Annotated in this window: 22 protein-coding genes and 3 pseudogenes; 18 read left to right on the forward strand and 7 right to left on the reverse strand. The window is 69.5% G+C overall.

Annotated elements, in window-relative coordinates; genetic code table 11:
- Positions 1 to 152 precede the first annotated feature (152 nt).
- Positions 153 to 995, reverse strand: coding sequence for a polysaccharide deacetylase family protein (locus BCF44_RS52780; protein WP_116182178.1), 843 nt, complete (start codon positions 993 to 995; stop codon positions 153 to 155).
- Positions 996 to 1,047: 52 nt separating this feature from the next.
- Between BCF44_RS52780 and BCF44_RS52785 the strand changes: the two genes are divergently transcribed.
- The 4 genes from BCF44_RS52785 to BCF44_RS52800 all read left to right on the forward strand — a co-directional run bounded on the left by BCF44_RS52785 (position 1,048) and on the right by BCF44_RS52800 (position 5,613).
- Positions 1,048 to 1,410 carry a MerR family transcriptional regulator gene (locus BCF44_RS52785; RefSeq protein WP_116182179.1) on the forward strand — a complete coding sequence of 121 codons (363 nt, stop codon included), beginning with the start codon at positions 1,048 to 1,050 and terminating at the stop codon, positions 1,408 to 1,410.
- Positions 1,411 to 1,691: 281 nt separating this feature from the next.
- The gene (locus tag BCF44_RS52790; protein ID WP_211353673.1) at positions 1,692 to 3,239 is read left to right on the forward strand and encodes a M4 family metallopeptidase; all 1,548 of its coding nucleotides are present in this window, start codon (positions 1,692 to 1,694) and stop codon (positions 3,237 to 3,239) included.
- 68 nt (positions 3,240 to 3,307) lie between these two features.
- Positions 3,308 to 3,931, forward strand: coding sequence for a maleylpyruvate isomerase family mycothiol-dependent enzyme (locus BCF44_RS52795; RefSeq protein WP_116182180.1), 624 nt, complete (start codon positions 3,308 to 3,310; stop codon positions 3,929 to 3,931).
- 80 nt (positions 3,932 to 4,011) lie between these two features.
- The gene (locus BCF44_RS52800; RefSeq protein WP_116182181.1) at positions 4,012 to 5,613 is read left to right on the forward strand and encodes a hypothetical protein; all 1,602 of its coding nucleotides are present in this window, start codon (positions 4,012 to 4,014) and stop codon (positions 5,611 to 5,613) included.
- A 52-nt stretch (positions 5,614 to 5,665) separates the two neighbouring features.
- Here BCF44_RS52800 and BCF44_RS52805 read toward each other — a convergent pair whose 3' ends face one another.
- A complete protein-coding gene (locus BCF44_RS52805; protein ID WP_170218244.1) occupies positions 5,666 to 6,418 on the reverse strand; it encodes a class I SAM-dependent methyltransferase in 753 nt (250 codons plus the stop codon).
- 179 nt (positions 6,419 to 6,597) lie between these two features.
- Here BCF44_RS52805 and BCF44_RS52810 point away from each other — a divergent pair, with 179 nt between their 5' ends.
- Positions 6,598 to 7,173 (forward strand): hypothetical protein, encoded by a 576-nt coding sequence (locus BCF44_RS52810; protein WP_147329046.1) that lies wholly within the window; start codon positions 6,598 to 6,600, stop codon positions 7,171 to 7,173.
- Here the strand turns inward: BCF44_RS52810 and BCF44_RS58370 are convergent.
- The gene (locus tag BCF44_RS58370) at positions 7,104 to 7,466 is read right to left on the reverse strand and encodes a hypothetical protein (RefSeq protein WP_342775762.1); all 363 of its coding nucleotides are present in this window, start codon (positions 7,464 to 7,466) and stop codon (positions 7,104 to 7,106) included. The two genes, BCF44_RS52810 and BCF44_RS58370, sit on opposite strands and share 70 nt — an antisense overlap.
- Here BCF44_RS58370 and BCF44_RS56360 point away from each other — a divergent pair.
- Together BCF44_RS56360 and BCF44_RS52820 are read left to right on the forward strand one after the other, a co-directional pair.
- Positions 7,460 to 7,675 carry a hypothetical protein gene (locus BCF44_RS56360; protein WP_170218243.1) on the forward strand — a complete coding sequence of 72 codons (216 nt, stop codon included), beginning with the start codon at positions 7,460 to 7,462 and terminating at the stop codon, positions 7,673 to 7,675. The genes BCF44_RS58370 and BCF44_RS56360 overlap by 7 nt on opposite strands.
- A gap of 27 nt (positions 7,676 to 7,702) precedes the next feature.
- On the forward strand, positions 7,703 to 8,236 hold the full coding sequence (locus BCF44_RS52820) for an NUDIX domain-containing protein (RefSeq protein ID WP_116182184.1): 534 nt from the start codon (positions 7,703 to 7,705) through the stop codon (positions 8,234 to 8,236).
- A gap of 138 nt (positions 8,237 to 8,374) precedes the next feature.
- Here the strand turns inward: BCF44_RS52820 and BCF44_RS52825 are convergent, their stop codons facing one another.
- Entirely contained in the window at positions 8,375 to 8,797 is a 423-nt protein-coding gene (locus BCF44_RS52825) for a hypothetical protein (RefSeq protein ID WP_116182185.1), read from the reverse strand.
- A 683-nt stretch (positions 8,798 to 9,480) separates the two neighbouring features.
- On the opposite strand from BCF44_RS52825, the pseudogene BCF44_RS58375 reads away from it, so the two are divergent.
- A pseudogene (locus tag BCF44_RS58375) lies at positions 9,481 to 9,567 on the forward strand (hypothetical protein); the annotation flags it as partial.
- Positions 9,568 to 9,774: 207 nt separating this feature from the next.
- On the opposite strand, the pseudogene BCF44_RS52835 reads toward BCF44_RS58375, so the two are convergent.
- A pseudogene (locus BCF44_RS52835) lies at positions 9,775 to 10,077 on the reverse strand (transposase); the annotation flags it as partial.
- 580 nt (positions 10,078 to 10,657) lie between these two features.
- On the opposite strand from BCF44_RS52835, the gene BCF44_RS56365 reads away from it, so the two are divergent.
- The 7 genes from BCF44_RS56365 (at position 10,658) to BCF44_RS52865 (ending at position 16,071) form a co-directional block, all read left to right on the forward strand.
- A complete protein-coding gene (locus tag BCF44_RS56365) occupies positions 10,658 to 10,804 on the forward strand; it encodes a hypothetical protein (RefSeq protein WP_170218245.1) in 147 nt (48 codons plus the stop codon).
- A complete protein-coding gene (locus tag BCF44_RS52840) occupies positions 10,801 to 11,415 on the forward strand; it encodes an RNA polymerase sigma factor (protein WP_170218246.1) in 615 nt (204 codons plus the stop codon). The genes BCF44_RS56365 and BCF44_RS52840 overlap by 4 nt, the downstream gene beginning before the upstream one ends.
- A complete protein-coding gene (locus BCF44_RS52845) occupies positions 11,405 to 12,238 on the forward strand; it encodes a hypothetical protein (RefSeq protein ID WP_147329048.1) in 834 nt (277 codons plus the stop codon). The genes BCF44_RS52840 and BCF44_RS52845 overlap by 11 nt, the downstream gene beginning before the upstream one ends.
- Positions 12,235 to 12,933, forward strand: coding sequence for a hypothetical protein (locus BCF44_RS52850; RefSeq protein ID WP_116182188.1), 699 nt, complete (start codon positions 12,235 to 12,237; stop codon positions 12,931 to 12,933). Before BCF44_RS52845 ends, BCF44_RS52850 begins: the two co-directional genes overlap by 4 nt.
- Positions 12,930 to 13,676 carry a hypothetical protein gene (locus tag BCF44_RS52855; protein ID WP_116182189.1) on the forward strand — a complete coding sequence of 249 codons (747 nt, stop codon included), beginning with the start codon at positions 12,930 to 12,932 and terminating at the stop codon, positions 13,674 to 13,676. The genes BCF44_RS52850 and BCF44_RS52855 overlap by 4 nt, the downstream gene beginning before the upstream one ends.
- 14 nt (positions 13,677 to 13,690) lie before the next feature.
- Positions 13,691 to 14,593, forward strand: coding sequence for an ABC transporter ATP-binding protein (locus tag BCF44_RS52860; protein WP_211353674.1), 903 nt, complete (start codon positions 13,691 to 13,693; stop codon positions 14,591 to 14,593).
- 113 nt (positions 14,594 to 14,706) lie between these two features.
- Positions 14,707 to 16,071 carry a hypothetical protein gene (locus BCF44_RS52865; protein WP_116182190.1) on the forward strand — a complete coding sequence of 455 codons (1,365 nt, stop codon included), beginning with the start codon at positions 14,707 to 14,709 and terminating at the stop codon, positions 16,069 to 16,071.
- A 52-nt stretch (positions 16,072 to 16,123) separates the two neighbouring features.
- On the opposite strand, the pseudogene BCF44_RS59065 reads toward BCF44_RS52865, so the two are convergent.
- Positions 16,124 to 16,397 (reverse strand): annotated as a pseudogene (locus BCF44_RS59065) (NlpC/P60 family protein).
- Positions 16,398 to 16,811: 414 nt separating this feature from the next.
- A complete protein-coding gene (locus BCF44_RS52875) occupies positions 16,812 to 17,267 on the reverse strand; it encodes a MarR family winged helix-turn-helix transcriptional regulator (RefSeq protein WP_116182191.1) in 456 nt (151 codons plus the stop codon).
- Between the two features lie 113 nt (positions 17,268 to 17,380).
- On the opposite strand from BCF44_RS52875, the gene BCF44_RS52880 reads away from it, so the two are divergent.
- From BCF44_RS52880 to BCF44_RS52890, 3 genes are read left to right on the forward strand one after another with little or no spacing between them, the layout of a single operon-like run.
- Positions 17,381 to 19,129, forward strand: coding sequence for an MFS transporter (locus tag BCF44_RS52880; RefSeq protein WP_116182192.1), 1,749 nt, complete (start codon positions 17,381 to 17,383; stop codon positions 19,127 to 19,129).
- Positions 19,130 to 19,166: 37 nt separating this feature from the next.
- The gene (locus tag BCF44_RS52885) at positions 19,167 to 19,754 is read left to right on the forward strand and encodes a cysteine hydrolase family protein (RefSeq protein WP_116182193.1); all 588 of its coding nucleotides are present in this window, start codon (positions 19,167 to 19,169) and stop codon (positions 19,752 to 19,754) included.
- A gap of 53 nt (positions 19,755 to 19,807) precedes the next feature.
- Positions 19,808 to 20,374 carry a YbhB/YbcL family Raf kinase inhibitor-like protein gene (locus tag BCF44_RS52890; protein WP_116182194.1) on the forward strand — a complete coding sequence of 189 codons (567 nt, stop codon included), beginning with the start codon at positions 19,808 to 19,810 and terminating at the stop codon, positions 20,372 to 20,374.
- The last annotated feature ends 60 nt before the right edge of the window (positions 20,375 to 20,434 follow it).

The raw sequence follows: 20,434 nt of genomic DNA on the forward strand, positions 1-20,434 counted from the left end.
GGATGGTCAGGACGGCGGAGATCGGGGCGGGGGTGGCGAAGGTGGTCATCGTGGGCTCCTGGCGAGTGGTTTCCGTTGTTGACGAGAACCACGTTCGCCGGCCCCGCTGACACCACCCGGCCACCGTCCTGACACCGCCCCTGACACCGACGTCACCCAGCACCGCCCAGGTAGTGCGCGGCGATGTCGTCGCTGGTGGTGAGCCAGGCATCCGGTTGCGCGGCGAGGAATTCCAGCGCCTGGTCCAGGTACTTCGCGCGGAAGGCCTGGCCGATCACGAACGGGTGCAGCGCCAGCGCCAACACCCGGCCGCCCTCGGCGCACAGCTGTTCATACTGGTCCTCGACCATCCGCACGTAGTCCGGCCCGGTGACGCCCCGGGCGAACACCAGCAGGTCGTTCAGCTCGACGGTGTACGGCACGCTGATCATTCCCGGCACGGTCAGCGGATACGGCTGGTCGTCGTTGGTCCAGTCCAGGACGTAGTCGAGGCCCAGCTCGGCGAGCAGTTCGGGGGTGTGCGCGGTTTCCGTCAATCCCGGCCCCATCCAGCCCCGTGGCCGCCGGCCGGTGCCGGCGGCGATGGTGTCGACGATCTCCCCGAGTTCGCGGCGTTCCTCGTCGCGGGAAAAACCGGTGTGCAGCACCGAGTTCGTCCGGCCGTGGGCCAGCCAGGCCCAGTCCCGCGCCCGACCGGCCGCGATGATCTGCGGGTAGTGGTCGACCACCGAGGAGTTCACCAGCGCGCTCGCCCGGATGCGGCGCCGGTCGAGGATGTCGATCACGCGCCAGATCCCGACCCGCGCCCCGTAGTCGCGCCAGCCGTGGTTGAGCGCGTCCGGCACCAGATCGGCCGTGCCGGGCCAGATGCTCGTGGACGGGCGGCCGAACAGGAAGTGCTCGATGTTGAGTCCCACGTACACCGCGACCTTCTTGCCGCCGGGCCACGTGATCACTGGACGCTCGATGATCGGGCTGTAGTCGAAGAGTGCCATGCCTGGACGGTAAAGTCTGACATCAGTGTCAGGTTCAAGGTGCGGAGGCGTGATGCGGATCGGCGAGCTCGCCCGGCGCACCGGTGTCAGCGAGCGGTCCCTGCGGTACTACGAACAGCAGGGCCTGCTCACCGCGAACCGCACCGACGGCGGGCACCGTGACTACCCGGATCGGGCCGTGGATCGCGTGATCCGCATCCAGGAGCTGTTCGCCGCCGGGCTGCACAGCAGGAAGATCGCGCAGCTGCTGCCGTGCATGCGGGACGCCGACGGCGGGCCCTCCGAGATCGCGACCCCTCGGCTGGCCGCCGAGTTGGTTGCCGAACGGGACCGCATCGACCGCATGATCGCCGACCTGGTCAACTCCCGGGACGTGCTGGACCAGGTGATCACCGCCGCGGATCTCGACGGGTAGGTCGGAGCCGATCAGTGGCCCAGTCGGGCCCGTGACCGGCGCCGGCAGCGGGCTGGGCCCACGCCGTCGCGAAATCGGCCAAACGGACCAATCGATCGCAGGCGGCGTCAAACCCGACCAAACGTCACTTTGACCCCACAGGTGGCGCCGACTTTCACGACCTTCGTCGGGTTGATCGCGGATCGGCGAAACGCGATTCTTGGTCACGTTCGGCACCCGTCCACCTCCGAGCGCGGCCCGCCCGGGCCGACGTTCACCCTGCCAGGAGGAGAACACCGCTGATGTCCTTGCGACGCCCCATAGTCCTGCTCGCCGCCGGCATGCTCGCCGCGGCCGCGACAACAACCGCGGCCGCCCAGGCGCAGACCCCTGCCGCCACACCGATGACCGCGGAGGCCATGGCGGCCAACGCCGCGCAGAGCCTCGTCGCCTCCCGGCCCGCCGCCCTACACGCCAGCGCGAACGACGCTTTCCTGGCCCACAAGGTGATCTCCTCCACCAACGGCCTCAAGTACGTGCCGTACGACCGCACCTACAAGGGCCTGCCGGTCATCGGCGGCGACTTCGTGGTGGCGACGAACTCCGCCGGCCACGTCCTCGCCACGTCGGTGGCGCAGAAGACCACCATCAACCTGCCGTCCACCACGCCGAAGTTGACCGCCGCGAAGGCCGAGGCGATCGCGCGCACGCAGGTGCCGAAGGTCGACAGCGTGAGCAAAGCTCGCCTCGTCACCTACGCGCTCGGCGCGCCCACGCTGGCGTGGACGAGCACGGTCGTCGGCAAGAACGCCGAGGGCCCGAGCAAGCTCGACGTCATCGTCGACGCCACCTCCGGCAAGGTGCTGCACACCCAGGAGCACGTCCTGTGGGGCGACGGCACCGGCGTGTGGAACGGCCCCGAGCCGCTGCACATCGACACCACCCAGACCAGCGGCGGCTACGCGCTCCAGGACCCGAACCTGACCAACGTCAGCTGCCAGGACGCGTCGAACAACACCACGTTCACCAAGTCGACGGACACGTGGGGCAACGGCGACGAGACGAACAAGGAGACCGGCTGCGTCGACGCCCTGTTCAGCATCCAGGCCGAGAACAAGATGCTGTCGCAGTGGCTGGGCCGCAACGGCTTCGACGGCAACGGCGGCGGCTGGCCGATCCGCGTCGGCCTCGACGACGAGAACGCGTACTACGACGGCAGCCAGGTCCAGATCGGCCACAACACGGCCGGCCAGTGGATCCCCGCCATTGACGTGATCGCCCACGAGCACGGCCACGGCATCGACGACCACACCCCCGGCGGCATCTCCGGCAACGGCACGCAGGAGTTCGTGGCCGACGTCTTCGGCGCTTCCACCGAGTGGTTCGCCAACGAGTCCGCCCCCTACGCCGCGCCGGACTTCCTCGTCGGCAACCAGGTCAACCTGGTCGGCCAGGGCCCGATCCGCAACATGTACGACCCGTCGCAGCTGGGCGACAAGAACTGCTACGACGACTCGATCCCCGGCACCGAGGTCCACTCCGCGGCCGGCCCCGGCAACCACTGGTTCTACCTGCTGGCCGAGGGCACGAATCCCACCAACGGCCAGCCCACCAGCCCGACCTGCAACAACACCGCCGTCACCGGGCTGGGCGTGCAGACCGCGCTGAAGATCTTCTACAACGCCATGCTGCTCAAGACGTCCGACAGCTCCTACCTGAACTACCGAACCTGGACGCTGAACGCCGCCAAGAGCCTCTTCCCCGACGGCTGCACCGAGTTCAACACCGTGAAGGCGGCCTGGGACGCGATCAGCGTGCCCGCGCAGTCCGACGAACCGACCTGCGGCTGACCTGACGGAAGCGGGGGGACGGCCACCGCCGTCCCCCCGCTTCGCCGTGGATCGCCTATCGTCGCGGCGTGACCGATTTCGCGGGGATCCAGCGGGGCGAACTCGCGGCGCTCGCCGACGACCTGGGCGCGCTGGACCCGCGGCAGTGGCGCTCGCCGACGTTGTGCGCCGACTGGGACGTCGAGGAAGTCGTCGCACACCTCGGCTCGGCGACGAGGTTCACCCAGTGGCGGTGGATCCGCAGCATGGTCGGCGCGCGGTTCGACCCGGACGTGCACAACCGGCGGCGCCTCGAGGAGTTCCGCGGCGCCACCCCGCAGCAGACGCTCGAGCGGTTCCGCCAGGTCGGGCCCATCGTCCTGCCGGTCAAGTCGTCGCCGTTCGGGCTGAGCGAGGTGATCGTGCACGCCGAGGACATCCGCCGGCCGCTGGGCCTGCGGCATGCCCCGGACGCCGCCGGCCTGCTCGCAGTCGCCCGCTTCCTCGCCGGCCGGGATTTCGCGGTCAAGAGCAGGACCGTCGTCAAGGATCTGGCGCTGCGGGCGACCGACGCCGACTTCCGGGCCGGCACCGGTCCCGAGGTCAACGGACCGCTGTCGTCCCTGGTCATGGCCATGGCGGGGCGACCGGCGGTCCTGGCCGACCTCGGCGGCGACGGCGTGCCCGAGCTGAGCCGGCGACTCGGCCGCTGATCGTCACGGTCACGGCTGAACCCGACGCCGCCGCTCCGCGTATTCCACATCCGGATGCCTGAAGGGGGTGTGCCGCGAAGATGAGCGGGCCGATCACCGTCACTTTGAGCTATCAGGTGCGCCGCGGACGTGCGAGCCAGTTCTCCGTCTCGGCGACGGCGCTCATCGGCACGGCGGCGCGGCAGCCGGGCTACCTGGGCGCCGGGGTCACCGGCACCACGGCGACCGGGCGTGACTGGGAGATCTTCTACCGGTTCGACGGCGAGAGCTCGCTGGCCGACTGGGAGCGGTCGAGCGCGTACGCCCGTTGGATCGAGTACATCGAGAAGTTCGCCACCCGTGCCGACGTGCAGCACACCGTCGGCGACGAGAGCTGGCCCGTCGACCTCGAGCACGCGCGCCCAGCGGCACCGGTGGCACCGGCGGCTCGGGAGCCACGCCGGCAGGAGCCGGCCCACCGCGAGCCGGAAGTGACGGAGACGACCCTGCTGCGGCGCGCACAGGCAGCCGCGCATGTTGACGTTGCGGAAACCAGCCTGCTGCGGGGCGCGCCGGCAGCGGCCGCGCACGTGGACGTCGCCGAGACGAGTTTGCTGCGCGGCGCGCAGGCGGCAGCCGCCCAGGTCAACGTGGCCGAGACGAGCCTGTTGAAGGGCGTGCAAGCAGCGGCCGCGCAGATGGAGGCCGCACGGACGCGGGAAGCCGGCCAACCGCGGTCGGGCCAGCACCAGCGGCCCCAGGTCGAGCCCCAGCCCCCGGTCGAGCGGGCCCCGGTCGGGCGGCCGATGATGGAGCGGTCCAGGGTCGAGCAGCCCCCGCGATCCCAGGTTGAGCCGCCCCGGTTCGAGCGGCCCCCGCTGGAGCGCCCGCCGGTCGAACGGCCCCCGGTCGAGCAGCGGACTCAGGTCGAGCGGCCACAGCGGGCGTCGTCCCAGTGGGCGCCGGACCAGTGGGAGTCGGAGTTCCGGGAGCTGGTGGCCAGGGAGTCGGGTTGGGGTACGGCGCCGAGCCCCCTGTCTCCGGTGCCGCATTCCCAGCCGTTGTCCCGTAACGACCTGGCCCGGTGGGAGGCGACGCAACGCGAGGCGGCCCAGCGCGAAGCCGCGCAGCGTGAGGCGGCGCAACGCGAGGCGGCCCGGCGCGAGATGATCCAACGAGAGACCGCCCAGCGTCAGGCGGCGCAGCGCGAGATGGCCCAGCAGGCGATGGCGCAGCGCGAGGCGGCGCGGGAAGCCGCCCAATGGGAAGCCGAGCAGCGGGAGATGGCCCAGCGCGAGGCCGCGCAGTGGGAGGCGGCCCAGTGGGAAGCCGAACAGCGCGAGCGCGAGATGGCCCAGCAGGAAGCCGCCCAATGGGAGGCCGAGCAGCGGGAGATCGCCCAGCAGGAAGCGGCGCAACGGGAAGCGGAGCAGCGCGAGGCCGCGCTGCGCGAAGCCGCCCAACGGGCGGTCGGCAGCTACGAGCCGACCCCGCAGGTCGATCGGGAGCCGAGCCGTCGGTGGCGGCGCCGCAAGCAGCAGGCGGAACCCGAACAGGCGCCGGCCCGTGGGGCCGAGCGGTCGCCGTCGGAGGCGACCGTCGCCTGGTCCCCCGCCGAGCAGCGCGAGATGTTCGGCGACATCGAGGTCCCCCGGGTGGACGGCGATCCGCTGGCGGTGGCGCGCGGCCGTCGCGAGCGGTGAACGGCCCGGCCCGTCGACGAAGGTCAGCGACGGGCCGTCCTCGGGCCGGCGATCAGTCCTTGCGCAGCAACAGGAACGCGCTCGGGCCGAAGAAGGTCCGGGCCAGCACCCGCTGGCAGGCGACCTCCGCGGCGACGTGAACCCGGTGTGACAGCACCTTCTTGAGGGTGGTGCTGCGCAGGTTGGACACGGACAGCATGCCCTCGGTCCGCAGACCGCACCGGGCCAGCTGCTCGATGACCGTGTGCGGATTGTGGTTGACGAAGGCGATCTCCTCGTCGTGCCGGTTCTCCGGCGACCGGATGTCCACCGGCAGGTGCGGGATCCGCTGCCCCTTCAGCAGATACCGCACGCGGTTGCGGGCGTGCGCGAGGTTGGCCACCTCGATCACGGCCGTGCCGCCCGGCCGCAGCACGCGGGCGATCTCGGCGAACTCGGTGCTGGGCTCGGGAATGTGGTGCATCACCCGGATCATCGTGAGCAGGTCCAGCGACCCGTCCTCGAACGCCAGCGCGTCGGCCTGCATCTGGCGGCGCTCGATGCGCGGATGGCCGGCCAGGAAGTTCTCGGCGATCTCCAGCTGCCGGCTGCTCGGCTCGGCCAGGGTCACGCGGTCGGCGAACTCCTGCAACAGCACGCACAGCCGGCCGTAGCCGCCGCCGACGTCGGCGGCGTGGCCGAAACGCCGGCCGTGCAGCAGCCGCCGAATGGCCGCCTGCTCGGCCGCGTTCTCGTAGTCACGGCCGTCCCAGTAACGCAGATAGTCGTGCGCCGGCGCGTCGTAGAAATCGGCTCGCTTGCTCACGTAATTCCCCTTTGCCTCATGTGGCAACAAAGACGCCCACCCGTCGGTATGGATGCATCACTTGATCCAACCGTTACTTTTCGCCGTGCCTAGGACGGATCTAGGACGGCCGAAGGACGCCGATCCCTAGCGTCACCACCGACGCCCACTGGGCGGTCGATTTGACGGAGGGGATCACCATGAAGCACAGGATCAGATCTGCTGCCGCCGCGGCGGCGGTGGCGCTCGGCGTCACGGTGCTGGGGACCACCGGCGTCGCGCACGCCGGCCTGCCGGGGGACGGCTGCGGCTACAACGTGCACGTCGGCCACCGCACCAACGTCGTCATGTGGCTGTGGAACGGCCCGGGCCCGTCGTACTACAACGTCGGCTACGTGGACCAGTGGTACTCGGGCCAGTCGGCCTCCTGCAAGCACACTGCGGCCAACTTCCACTCCACGACGTGGTTCAACAACTATCCGGCGCGGGGCAGCTTCAACCTCGGTCTGGAGGTCATGGACAACACGCCGCAGGGCAGCGCGCTCCGGGGCGAGGGCGGGCAGTGGTCGCCGCTGGTCAGCACCGGTATCGGCAACTACTCCTACGGCGTCGACATCCACCAGGACTACGACTCCTTCAGCGCGCACGCCGTGATCACGAACTCCAGCGGCGCCGTCGTCTGCTCGGCCTACACCGACACGCACGACTACAACACCGGCGGCAACACCGCCGGCGGCGACGCCACCACGTACTGCGGCGGCGGCCCCCAGGGCTGACCAGAGGGATGCTCCGACCTGCGGAAACGTCCGCGGGTCGGAGCATCACGGCCGTCCCAGCAGCTCCGCGATCCCGGCGCGGCCACTTCCGCGATCACAGCCGAGGCGTCCACCCGTTCCCCGGCGTTCATCCGGAACTTCGCCGCCAATTCCTCCCGGCTCAAAGAATTCCCCGGCCCGCCCCGGTTCACCGCGACCCGCTCCTCCATCACCCCACCGTCCCGCAAATGCACCCGCAACACCGCCGGGAACTGGTGGGGAAATATCTGATCGCACCAGGGTCCGGATGACACCGCACCCGAGCGGCCGGGTCGAGCCTTTCCGTATTCGCCGCGGCACTGTCGGTGAAATCCTCGTGCCCGACGCCCAGGCCGCGGTTCTCCCGTACCCCGCAGGCGTCCCCGCTCCCCTATCCGGCCAGCGCACCGCCGCCGCCCTCGGATCCTGGGGCCTCGCCCCGGAGACCGTCGCCGACCTCACGTCCGCCGGCGGCATCCGCTGACGCCCCACCCGCTGCGATACTCCAGCCATGTCCATCAAGACGTTGTCGTCCAAGGTCATCTACCAGAACCCCTGGATCTCCCTGCGTGAAGACCGCATCGAGCACGCCGACGGATCCCCCGGTCTCTACTCGGTGATCGACCGGCCCGACTTCGCGGTCGTCATTCCCTTCGACGACAACGGCTTCCACCTGGTCGAGCAGTACCGCTACCCGATCCAGCGCCGGTCCTGGGAGTTCCCGGCGGGTTCCTTCCCCGCGGGAAAGACCGGCACCGCCGAGGAGATGGCCGCGGCCGAGCTGGCCGAGGAGACCGGATTCACCGCCGGAACGATCACGAAGCTCGGCTACCTCCACTGCTCCAACAGCCTCACCGCCGAAGGGTTCCACGTATTCCTCGCAACCGACCTCACTTCGGGCACGCCACACCGCGAAGTGACCGAGCAGGACATGCGCCAACAGTGGTTCTCGCGCGCCGACGTCGAGAGCATGGTGCGCAACGGAACCATCACCGACGGCCCCACGCTCGCCGCGTACCTCCTGTTCACCCTCCAGAACAAGTGACCCCTTCGGTGTGAACTGTCGGCAGGCAGGCCGCAGGTCGCTGACGTCGACGGACGGTCGCTGCACTTCGCTGCTGTACAGCGACCGCCGACCTGGCCGTTGACACCCGGTTCCCCGCAAGGGAGACCCTGTTCCCGCTCAGGCCAAACCAGGTCCCGCCCTCGTCGGCCATCGTCGGACGACGAAGGTCACCAGCCTCCAGAGCAGGACGACGACACCAACGGCCAGCAGCGAAAATCCTGTGATACACAGCGCGCGACCAAGGGCGATCTTGTGATCGAACCCGTAGGCCAGCTTGAGTTCCTCATGCCGCTTGGAGACCCACGCCGTGGCGTCGGCCGGGGACCCGGTGAACTCCTCGACCCGGCCGTCATCGAACTGCAGCACCACATGGTCCGTGCCGGGCTCACCGTAGATCGTCGTGTTCCAGGGCCAGCCACCAACCTCGAGGAACGCCAACGGTGCGCCGCTGAGGATCGCGGCGATTCCCAGCGGGAAGCACAGGATGCCGATCGCCAGCCACAGATGGCGCCTGCGTCCCATCTTGCGATCATCGGCCATGGTCCAATGGTCACAGCCCCGCTAGGCCCTGTCATGAGTACGTCTACTCAGCCGCGGAGTCCCATGGCGCCGGCGCTGCCGTCCCGAGCGAATCCCGTCACCGAGGCAGGGGCCGTCTACTTCTGCGGCTGCGAGCGGACCATGGCCGAGTGGCATGCGCTCGCCGCGGGCGCCGGGCTGCCGGTGACGGCGACGTCCGAGCCATTCGACCACGGCACGCGGCCTCATGCACAAGGCGTTCACGCCGGGGCGTATCGCGCAGTCGCGGCCGCGCACCGCGGAGATCACCGAAGCGTTGCTGGCGGACATGGCGTCGGCGGGCGGGGGCGGCGACATCGTCGACCTTGTGCGTGCCGAGAACTATGTCCGTGCAGGTCAGCAGGCATCGGCACGTGACCGGTCACCATCCGGCATGATCGCAGCTCGTGCTGGTCCGCTTCGCCTACCTCGCCGTCTCCCACGCCTTCGCCGCGCTGCGGCTACTCGGAACTACCGCGCACCCCACCTATGCCTGGGTGACGCAGGCTCTCCGCAACCTGCTCATGGACCTGGAGGACACCGGGAACCTCGCACGGGTCCGGTTCCTCATCCGTGACCGCGACGCCAAATACACCGCCCTGCTCGACAAGATCCTCAGCGACGCTGGGATCTCCACAGTGCTGACCGGTGCCCGGATGCCCCGCATGAACGCGATCACGGAGCGCTGGGCGAAGACGCTGCGCACGGAATTGCTGGATCGCATGCTGATCTGGAACGAGCCCCACCTACGGCACGCACTTCGGGAGTACGAGCGGCATTACAACCAGCACCGAACCCACCGATCACTCGCCGCCGCAGCACTCCTACGATCCCGACCCCAACCCTTTGAACCCGACCGGATCGAACGCCTCGCCATACGCCGGCGAGACCGTCTCGGCGGGTCCTCCATGAGTATCAACATGCCGCTTGACCTGCGCGGACGTAGTTTCGGCACGCACAAGGATCGCGGAGGAGAACCTCTTGCGCTCGCCGGTGGCGTCGTTGACGCGCTTGTCGTTCACCCGCGGCGCCTTCACCTCGACCGCGCCGGCCGCGGTGGTGACCTGCCGGGGCTGGTGGTAGCCGTTACGGGCCACGAGCCGACGGCCGGTCTCGTCCCGCTGATCGGCCAACTCGGCGATATACGCCGTGACTTCGGCCTCCAAGGCGGCGGCCAGCATCCTCCTCGCTCCCTCGCGGACGATCTCGTCGATCAGCAAGCTGTCGGCGGTGATGCCGCCGTCGTTGACTACGCTGAGCACGGGCGTGCCTACCCGACCGGTGCTGCGAACACCGGCCTACTCGATGACCATCAGTCGATCACTCGGGAAGGTACGCCTTCGCGTGCTCCCCGAGCTCGATCCACAGGTCTTGAGCATGGCTCCACATACGGAAGCAGGCATAGTTGACCGCTGCAAGCGCGCGGGCATCGGGGGCCTGGATGGCGTTGCAGTCGCCTGTGCCGATCACCACGGTGGCGGCAGCGCACTTGTGAAGCGCGGTTGAAGCCTTCCGTAGCCCGGCACGCTGAGCTGGGAGCTGACTGTCGTCTGTGATCTTGAAGTGGGCGGATCGGCGGTCGGCACATTTCAGCACAGCGGGATGGTCCGGGACGCGATAGCCGGATCGCGCTTTCGGCGCGCGTGGAGGTTCGGCGAGACCAGCGGCAGTGAACCTGATCAACTCAGCAAGCTCCACCGTATCTCTCGGGCTCCGGGCGATGGCCCATTCCTCACAGGGCTCGATCGACGCGGGTGAACCCGGTCGCCTCCGGCTGCTTCTACCCGATCGACGGCACGATCGGAGGGAACACGGATGCGCGTGGCTTCACGGGGTACGGCGGTGGCAGCCGTAATACTCGTTTTGGTCGGAGCCGGGGCCCTGCTGTACGCGCCGGAGAACAAGACCGCGATCAAGGTGGCCATCCTTGTCGCCGGCGTGGCGATCGGGCTGGCCGGCTGGCTGTGGGCGCGGATCCAGCGGCGGTGACGACGGAGGTGGCGCGCGGGGTGCGGGCGAGGTCCGGGTCCGCGGACAACGCCGACGAGGAACGGGCCCTGCTGCGCGCGATCGCGTCCCGCGACGAACAGGCGTTGCACGACCTGTACCGGCGGCGATCCCGCGAACTGCTGGCCTACCTGATCGGGCTGTGCCCGGACGAGCAGATCGCCCAGGAGCTGTTGCAGGACACGATGCTCAAGGTCTGGCACCACGCCAAGGACTTCCGGGCGGAGTCGTCGGTGCGCACCTGGCTGTACGCCATCGCCCGCCGCACCGCCCGGGACTTCCTGCGGGCCAGCCGTCCGACCTCGGTCTCGGACGAGCGGCTGGTCGACGAGGCGGGGTCGCGCGTGGACGAGCCGGAGGCGGTGGTGTTGGCCCGGGCCGACGCGGAGTCGGTGATCGCGGGCTTCGCGGCGTTGTCCGCACTGCATCGGGAGGTGCTGCTGTTGGTGGCCTATCGCGGCCTGAGCGTGCGGGAGACCGCGCAGGTGCTGGGGATCGCCGAGGGAACGGTGAAAAGCCGCCTGCACCACGCGCGGCAGGCCCTCACCGCTCAGCTCGGTGTCGAGATCGGGAGTGTCGGTCATGAGGGCTGAACAACACCCGTCCGCCGACGAGATCGCGGCGTGGGTGGCGGGCGGCGCATCGGATGCGGCCGTCGACCGTCACGTGCGGGATTGCGTGCGGTGTGAACGGCAGGCCGCGGCGTGGTCGACGCTCCGTTCGTCGTTGGCAGCCTGGGAAATGCGCCTGCCCGAACCGCGGCCGCTGGCTCCGACGCAGGTGCCGGTTCGCGCGGATTCGCGGGTGCGACAGGCGACGGCGGTCGTCCTGGCGCAGATTTCGGTGGTACGCCGGCAGGTGTGGGCGGCCACGGCGGTGGTGGTCGGCATCGGATGCCTGCTGCTCGCTGTCTCCGACGCGGCGGCCGGGCCGTTGTTCGCGCTGATCGCGCCGGTCGGCGCGGCCTGTGGCATGGCCATGATCTACGGCCGTGACGCCGATCCGGCCTACGAGATCAGCCAGGCGTGTCCGGTGTCGATGCGAACGGTGCTGGTGGCGCGGCTGCTGGTGGTGACCGGCTACGACCTCGCGGTCGGCTTCCTGGGCACGGTGTTGGTGGTGACGGTCGGTGCGGCCGGCGGGCTGTGGTCGCTGATGCTGGCCTGGCTGGGCCCGTTGCTGCTGCTGTCCGCGATCAGCGTGCTGCTCAGCGTGCTCTACCGGCCGTGGCTCGGGATCGGCGTCGCGTTGCTGCTGTGGTCGCTACGGGTGGCGGCGCTCTCGCCGGCGCGCCCAGCGGTGGTGGCGGTGCCCGTGAACTGGATCTGGACCACGACACCGACCGCGGTGCTGACGGCAGTGACCGTGCTGGCGGCGGCCGTGTTCGCGGTGGGACGACAGGAGAAACTGGCATGAACAGTCCGCTGTGGATATACGAGGTGCGGCGGGTGGGCCTGCCGGTCCTGGCCGTCCCGGCGGCGACAACGGTGTTGGGGGCCGGCCTCGTCGCGGCCGTGGCCGGCGGCGGACTCGTCGGGCGGGTGGTGCCCGGCGCGATCGAGACGCTGCCGGCGCTGGCCGCGGGCGTCGCGGTCGCCACCACGATCGGCCGGGATCCGGCCCGTGAGCTCCAACTGAGCCTGCCGACCGGCTACGGCGGCACGCTGGCCCGGCGGCTCGCCCCGACCCTGGCCGCCACGGCCGTCGGCGCGGCGCTGCTCACGATCGGCGCGATACTCGCCGGCCACTGGCACGACGCGCCGGGCGTGCTCACCGCACAGTTGGTGTGGCTGGCCCCGGTGCTGTTTCTCGCCGGGATCGGCGCGTTGGCGACGCTGGCCACCGCGTCCGCGGCCTTGGGCACGGCGGTGGTCGGCGTGCTGTGGATTGTCGAGGCCGCGCAGTCGTCGCTGTTCGTCGGCCGGCCGTGGCAGCCGTTGTACCTGTTCGCCGACGGTGTCGTGCCGGGCGCGCCGTTCCATGACGCCGCCGGGCTCACCGACGCGTGGTGGCACGACCGGTTGGTGCTGTGTGTGGCGGCGCTCGTGGTCACGGCCGTCTCGGTCGTGTTGGCCCGTCGGCCCGAACGCCTGCTGCGGGGTGCGTTGTGAGCATTCGCATCGCAGCCGCGACCGCGCGGGTGGAGTTGGTGGCGCTGCTGCGTCGACCCGGCGTGGTAGCGGTCATCGTGGCGCTGGCCGCGTTTCCGCTGTTGACGTATCACCACCTCTACGACGGCAGCACCACACAGATCGTGGTGGCGCAGACGTACTTCATGAACACGTTCGCGCCGGTGGCCATCGGCGTGGTGCTCGCGGACCGGTTCGTCCGCGACCGCCTGCTCGGCGTGCAGGAGGTGCTCGACGCACTCCCGGTCGGCATCGCACCGCGGCTGTGGGGTCGGTTCCTCGGTCTGGTGGTCGGATCCGCGCTTCCGGTGCTGGCGGTGTGGCTGGTCGCGGCCGCGCACATCGCCGTCATCAGGCACGATTCGAACGCACTGCTGCTCGCGGCGGCCTCCTTCGCCGGCGGAGTCCTGCCCGGCCTGGTCGTGGTGTGCGCACTGAGCCTGCTCGGCCCGGCCGTGCTGGGCATCGCGCTGTTCCGGGTGGTGTTCGTCGTCTACTGGTTCTGGGGAAACCTGGTGCCCACCCAGTTGATGCCGTCCCCGTCGGCCACCTGGTTCACCCCGATCGGCGGCATCACGCTGTCCGCGGTCTTCCACGCCGACCTCGGCTACCCGTCGCTGACCGTCGCCGACGGCGTCGCCAGCATCACCGTCCTGACCGTGACCGGCGCGGTGCTGGTCGTCGCGCTGCAGTACCTCGAACGCCGGCGCCGGACCGCCGCGTGAAACAAGGAGTCACCGTGATCATCGAGATGACCGGCGTCGGCAAGCGGTTCCGCAACCAGCGCCGGCCCGCGCTGGACGACGTCGACCTGACCATCACCCCCGGCATGTTCGGCCTGCTGGGGGCCAACGGCGCCGGCAAGACCACGCTGATGCGGCTGCTGGCCGGCGTGCAGCGGCCCACCAGCGGCGCCATCCGGGTCGGGCCGTGGGACCTGGCCCGGCACGCCGACCAGCGGCAGTTCAAGCAGACGCTGGGATACCTGCCGCAGGACCTGCGGCTGTACCCGGACATGACCGCACGCGGCCTGCTCGACTACGTGGCAATCCTCAAGGGCATCAGCGACCGCACGCGGCGGCGGTCCCGCGTCGAGAGCCTGCTGGACACCGTGGCGCTGTCGGCGGAGGCCGACCGCAAGGTCGGCGGCTTCTCCGGTGGCATGCTGCGCCGTGTCGGCATCGCCCAGGCGCTGCTGAACGACCCGTCCGTGCTGATCGTGGACGAGCCGACGGCCGGCCTGGATCCGGAGGAACGGCTGCGGTTCCGCAACATCTTGTCCCGGCTGGCCGGGGACCGCACGATCATCCTGTCCACGCACATCGTCGAGGACATCGCCGCCACCTGCCGGCAGCTGGCGGTGCTCCGGCAGGGCAGGGTGGCCTACTTCGGCGACACCGCCGGGCTGATCGACACCGCCCGCGGCAAGGTCTGGACGGTCGAGACCAACGACCTGCTGCCGCCCGAGACCACCGTGGTGTCCACCATGACCCTGGCCGACACCATCCGGTACCGCGTGGTCGCCGGCACCCGTCCGCACCCGGGCTCCACACCGACCGAACCCGGCCTGGAAGACGGCTATCTCGCGCTCATGCAACACCAGGCAGCGACCGCTGTCAGCACAACCGGAACGCACCGATGAGGCTCCCCATCCGTCACCGACTCGTCGCCTGTGTCCTGGCAGTGGCGACATCCGCGTGCGCCGTCTCAGCGGCCGCCCCCTCGACGACCGGACATGGCGCTCGTTTGGTGGACATGCAGCGGTTCACCTCCGACACCACCGGCGCCGCCCAGACCGAGGAATCGGTGGCGACCTGCGGCACCGATCCGCGCCTGGTGCTCGGCGCCAGCGACGACGGCCGCGGCCAAGACGACCCCGACCGGGGCATCGTGTCCTGGGCACTGTCGGTCGACGGCCGAGCCCTTGCCAAAGACGGCCCGCTTCCAGCCGTCCATATTGGACAACGAGTCGTGCGTACCTCGGCCGACCCGGTCACCGCCATCGGACCGGGACCGTCCTGCCCGCTGTACGCCGCGGCACTCGCGTTCACCAACGAACCCACCAGCCCCGGATTCACCAGCGCGATCGCCGGCTTCTACAGTCCCCGAACCACCCTCACCGGATCCTGCCGCAATCAAGCATGCTGGCCCATGGCCACACCGGTCGCGGTCGCCCCACCCGGTCGGTTCTACGACAAGGACTGGATGGCGGTCGGCAACAGCGGCACCGCCGGCACCGTCGCCTGGTTCATCTGGATCGACCGCCCGGCAACCGATCCCACCAGCGGGGTCGCCATGATCAGCCGCTGCGCCGCCGACCTCACGCTCTGCACGCCGCCGCAACGCCTGTCCGATCCCGGCGACGACGACCCCGAGTTCGGCGACATCACCATCGCCCCCAGCGGCCGTGTGTACTTCACCTGGCGCACCATCACCGGCCAGGCAGATCACACGATCATGACCGTCAAGCTCCGCACGGCCGAACCCGGGGCGATCACACCCGGGCCGACCCGCATTGTCGCCGTCGACGACCACGTCATGCCGCTGGGCGGGCGCCTCAACGGCAACGACTTCCTCGTCGCCGACGCCTATCCCAAAACCGACGTCGCCACCCTGCCCGACGGACACGATCGGATATTCGCCACCTGGGACCGGTGTGGAGCCCGCGTGCGCACAGTCTGCGAAGACTCGCGCATAGTACTGACCTGGTCCGACGACCACGGTGTCCATTGGACCACCCCGGACAGCGTCACCCCACCCACCCACGGCAACCGCTACTTCCCCACCCTCAGCGTCGACCACACCACCGACCGGCTGGTCATCGCCTACTACAGCACCGAACTCGATCCCCGGTTCGACACCGCCCAGGACGTCTTCGCCGACATCTGGGACATCCGGCAGCCGCACCCAGTCGATCGGGTGCGTGTCACCTCGGTGTCCAACCAACCCGGCGTCGACCCCAATCTCCCGCACCCGTTCATCGGCAGCTACTTCCAGATCAACGCGGTCAACGGCATCGCTCACATCCTGTTCAACGCCAACTACGTCAAACAACAACTCCACGGCCAGGGCGCACCCGTGCCGCAACAGGACACCTTCCTGGCCACCATCGCCTACTGACCACTCCAGCAACGCATCCGGCCAGCACTTGCTCGTCGTCTCACTGCGGCAGTCAGGCGGCGGGACGGGTGATGCCGACCAGGTGACCGCTGATCCTGTCCACCTCAACCGGAAGACCGACGTCGGGAGCATTGTTCATCTCTGTCGACGAGAGGGCGATTCCGACATGCGTGATGGTGCTTGCGCTGGTGCCGAAGAACACCAAGTCGCCGGGCAGCGGCGTAGGCGGCCTTCGTAAACCCAGAGCAGTCGAAACCACGGTCACCGTTACCATCCCACACGTACGGCTTCCCCCGCTGCGCACAGGCGAACCCGACCGCCACCATCGCGTAGCTTCCGCTGAAAGCTGCGGCGCGCCGCGGAACGGTCTGCTGAAAAGTACCGGACGCCGCTGAAACGTTCAGCGCCTGTTGAGCGTACGTATTTGCCTGGTCGAGCACTTCCTGCACACACCAGTCGGCGTGGCTGTAGGCGAAGATCGCGTCGTGCGGGTCGTACCGCGACGGCGGCGTCGCCCCGCCGGCGGGAGCGGGTGGCGGGCGACCGTGGCGTCGAAGGTGCTCTGCAGGAACTGCATGGAGCCGCCGGTTATCTATAGGTCGGCACGAGAGATCGTGGTCGGCAACATGCGATAGATCGGGAGACGTCAGGCACGTCAGACCTACGGATCAGGCGATGGCGATATCGATCACGAGGTCGTGGAACGTCCCCTCTGCCGAAAACGGGAAGTCCGACTGGCGTCAGGAGTCGGCGATGCTGCTGAACAGTGCTGTGGCGCGGGCGATTGCTGCGCGGTCTTCGGCGCTGAGGGCGCGTAGCCGGTCGTCGAGCCAGGCGTTGCGCTGCGCCCGGGCGGCGCCGGCGAGTTCGTCGCCTTCTGCGGTGGTGCTGAAGAGTACTTTGCGGCCGTCTTCCGGGTCGCGGGTGCGCACGGCGTAGCCGGCTGAGGTGAGGCGGTTCACGATCTGGCTCATGGAGGCGGGCGAGACCCGGTCGTGCTCGCTGAGTTCGGTGAGCGTCTGCGGTCCGTGCTTGTGGAGACGGGTGAGCACGGCGAGTGCCGCGTCTCCGAGGCTGCCTTCGGGGCGTTCGCTGCGGAAGCGGCGGTAGAGGCGCCCGACGGCGGAGCGCACCAGCCCGCCGAGGTCGGCCTCCTGGGCCTCGACGGGCTGTTCCTCCGTTGCGTCCTTCTCCATGGCTCGTTAGTATACCTAAACATGTCTTTCTTATACCTAAACAAGTGGGTGAGGGCTCCGCGCTCACCGCACGGTGCCCCGTACCGCAAGGCGCGTGGCGAGCCGGAGACGTGATGGGCAACCAGCTGGACCGGTCACCACGAACGGTGCGGCCCCGCTCCTCGGAGGCCGACCGGTACCGGTGGGTGGCACTGACGAACACCACGATGGCCGTGTTCATGTCGAGCCTGGACGGGTCGATCATCCTGATCGCCCTGCCGGCGATCTTCACCGGCATTCATCTGGATCCACTGGCTCCCGCGAACATCGCCTACCTGCTGTGGATGATCATGGGCTACCGGCTGGTGCAGGCGGTGTTCGTGGTGAGTCTCGGCCGGTTGGGCGACATCCTGGGCCGGGTCAGGATCTACAACCTCGGTTTCGTCGTGTTCACGGTGGCCTCGATCCTGCTGTCGCTTGATCCCCTCATGGGTTCGCATGCGGCGTTGTGGCTGATCGGCTGGCGCTTCCTGCAGGCGTTCGGCGGCGCGATGCTCACGGCGAACTCGGCCGCGATCCTGACCGACGCGTTCCCACGGGAGCGGCGCGGCTTCGCGCTGGGCGTGAACCAGGCCGCGGTCTTCGCCGGGCAGTTCATCGGGCTGACCGCCGGGGGTCTGCTCGCGGCGTGGGACTGGCGGGCGGTGTTCTGGGTGAACGTGCCGGTCGGCATCGCGGGGACGCTGTGGGCGTACTTCCGGCTGCGGGACACGGGGACGCGGCATCCGGCACGGATCGACTGGTGGGGCAACGCCACCTTCGCGGCCGGCCTGAGCGCGATCCTCGTCGCGGTCACCTACGGCATCCAGCCCTACAACGGTCAGACGATGGGCTGGTCGAACCCGGCGGTGATCGCGGGGCTCGCCGGCGGCGCGGCATTGCTGGCCGCGTTCGCGGCGATCGAGCAGAGGGTCGCCGAGCCGCTGTTCCGGCTGCGCCTGTTCCGGATCAGGGAGTTCACGGCCGGCGCCCTCACCGGGTTCATCGCACGGCTCGCGCAGGGCGGCCTCCAGTTCGTCCTGGTCGTCTGGCTACAGGGCATCTGGCTGCCGCTACACGGTTACGACTACAGCCAGACGCCATTGTGGGCAGGCATCTTCCTCCTGCCGCTGACGGCCGGATTCTTCATCGCGGGCCCGCTGTCGGGCATTCTGTCCGACCGGTTCGGGGCGCGCTGGTTCGCCTCCGGCGGCATGCTCCTGTTCGCCCTGAGCTTCGTCGGCCTGCTCGTCCTGCCGGTGAGCTTCCCGTACTGGCCGTTCGCCCTGCTGATCGCCCTGAACGGGGTGGGCATCGGGATGTACAGCTCGCCGAACTCCTCCTCGATCATGTCCAGCGTCCCGGCCGAGTACCGCGGCGTCGCCTCCGGGATGCGGTCCACCTTCCAGAACTCCGGCACCTCGCTGTCGATCGCGGTGTTCTCCTCCTTGATGATCGCGGGCCTGGCCAGCGCCCTGCCGCGCACCCTCACAGGCGGCCTCACCCAACACGGCGTCACCCACCAGGTCGCCGCGCACATCGGCAGCCTCCCGCCGGTCTCGTCCCTGTTCGCGGCCATGCTCGGCGTGAACCCCATCCAGTACCTGCTGTCGCAGTACGAGGCGTCCTCGCAGTTGACACCGGCGAACAGGGACCTGCTCACCGGGCGCGAGTTCTTCCCGAACCTCATCTCCGGCCCGTTCCACAACGGACTGGTCATCGTGTTCGCCGTCTCCGCGGCCCTCGGCGTGATCGCCGCGATCGTCTCCCTCCTGCGCGGCGGCAGCAGGCCGCCGGCCGAAGCAGCGGCCGCCGTGACCCCAGCTGTCCAGGCCCGGCCCTGACCGCATCCCTGCCTGACATCCCGAAGGAGCGCAATCCATGCCGCTGACCACTCTCGACCCCACACCCGCCCTCGTCGTCATCGACTTGCAGAAGGGGATCGTCTCCGGCTCGGTTGCGCACGTCGCGCCGAACGCGGCAGCCCTGGCGAGAGCATTCCGCGAGTACGACCTCCCGGTTGTACTGGTCAACGTCACCGGCCGCGCGCCCGGCCGCACCGACGCGAACAGCGGTGCCAGCCACGGCAGCATCGGCACGCTTCCTGCGGGCTGGGCGGACATCATCGACGAGCTTGAGCCGCAGCCGGGCGATCACCCGATCACGAAGCGACGCCGCAGCGCCTTCCACGACACCGGCCTGGACACCCTGCTGCGCGACCTGGGCGTCACCCAGATCGTGCTCGCCGGCGTCTCCACCAGTTCCGGCGTCGAATCAACCGCGCGCTCCGGCCACGACCACGGCTACCACGTCGTTCTCGCCACGGACGCGATGGCCGACCCCGACCCGGACTCCCACTGGCACAGCCTCGAACGCGTCTTCCCCAAGCTCGGCGAGACCGCCACCAGCGTCGAGATCATCGACTTCGTCACCCGCCGGTTCCGCGGCTCGGCCCACGCCGTCCGCTGACCGTGGTCCAGCCTCACCGATAGCCAGATTCACAGTGAGAAGGAGTTGAAGTCGTGCCCGCAAATCCTCTCGGTGTCGCACTGCGTAACCGGCGCGCCGGTCACCACACCCTCGTCTGGGCCCGCCCCGACCTGCAGGCCCCGGAGAACTTCACCCTGACCAGCCCCGCCTTCGATCACGGGGCTGCCATACCGGAAAAGCACCGCGGCAGGCTGTTCGGCCCGAACATCTCGCCCGCCCTCGACTGGACGCAGCCGCCGGCCGGCACCGTTGAGCTCGTGCTCATCGTGCAAGATCCCGACGTCCCTTTCGGGAAGCCTGCCACCCATGCGCTTACGCTGGGCATCGCCCCCTCGCTGGGCGGCATCCCAGAGAACGCCCTGGCCAACCCCAGCCCGATTCCGGGCATCCGGCACGGGAAAGGCCCGCTCGGCCATCGTGGCTGGGCCGGCCCCATGCCGATCCGATCACACGGACCCCACGCCTATGCCTTCCAGCTCTTCGCCCTCGACCAGGCCCCCGGGCTGCCGGCTGGCTTCGCTTTAGACGAGGCGATCGCCGCCATCGCGGGCCACACCATCGGCCGCGCCCGGCTGGACGGAACATACGAAATCCGCTAGCACCCCAGAACGAGCCTGTACCGTCAAAGGTTCCGCCGCAGACCACAGGCCGGCATGCTT

The organism is Kutzneria buriramensis (genome assembly GCF_003387475.1).
Lineage (GTDB): Bacteria > Actinomycetota > Actinomycetes > Mycobacteriales > Pseudonocardiaceae > Kutzneria > Kutzneria buriramensis.

Excerpts from the sequence above, each read along its gene's own strand:
- BCF44_RS52780 (WP_116182178.1), bottom strand. The coding sequence starts at position 995 with ATGGCACTCTTCGACTACAGCCCGATCATCGAGCGTCCAGTGATCACG.
- BCF44_RS52785 (WP_116182179.1), top strand. The coding sequence starts at position 1,048 with ATGCGGATCGGCGAGCTCGCCCGGCGCACCGGTGTCAGCGAGCGGTCC.
- BCF44_RS52790 (WP_211353673.1), top strand. The coding sequence starts at position 1,692 with ATGTCCTTGCGACGCCCCATAGTCCTGCTCGCCGCCGGCATGCTCGCC.
- BCF44_RS52800 (WP_116182181.1), top strand. The coding sequence starts at position 4,012 with ATGAGCGGGCCGATCACCGTCACTTTGAGCTATCAGGTGCGCCGCGGA.
- BCF44_RS52810 (WP_147329046.1), top strand. The coding sequence starts at position 6,598 with ATGAAGCACAGGATCAGATCTGCTGCCGCCGCGGCGGCGGTGGCGCTC.
- BCF44_RS56360 (WP_170218243.1), top strand. The coding sequence starts at position 7,460 with ATGACACCGCACCCGAGCGGCCGGGTCGAGCCTTTCCGTATTCGCCGC.
- BCF44_RS52820 (WP_116182184.1), top strand. The coding sequence starts at position 7,703 with ATGTCCATCAAGACGTTGTCGTCCAAGGTCATCTACCAGAACCCCTGG.
- BCF44_RS52825 (WP_116182185.1), bottom strand. The coding sequence starts at position 8,797 with ATGGCCGATGATCGCAAGATGGGACGCAGGCGCCATCTGTGGCTGGCG.
- BCF44_RS52845 (WP_147329048.1), top strand. The coding sequence starts at position 11,405 with ATGAGGGCTGAACAACACCCGTCCGCCGACGAGATCGCGGCGTGGGTG.
- BCF44_RS52850 (WP_116182188.1), top strand. The coding sequence starts at position 12,235 with ATGAACAGTCCGCTGTGGATATACGAGGTGCGGCGGGTGGGCCTGCCG.
- BCF44_RS52865 (WP_116182190.1), top strand. The coding sequence starts at position 14,707 with ATGCAGCGGTTCACCTCCGACACCACCGGCGCCGCCCAGACCGAGGAA.
- BCF44_RS52875 (WP_116182191.1), bottom strand. The coding sequence starts at position 17,267 with ATGGAGAAGGACGCAACGGAGGAACAGCCCGTCGAGGCCCAGGAGGCC.
- BCF44_RS52880 (WP_116182192.1), top strand. The coding sequence starts at position 17,381 with ATGGGCAACCAGCTGGACCGGTCACCACGAACGGTGCGGCCCCGCTCC.
- BCF44_RS52885 (WP_116182193.1), top strand. The coding sequence starts at position 19,167 with ATGCCGCTGACCACTCTCGACCCCACACCCGCCCTCGTCGTCATCGAC.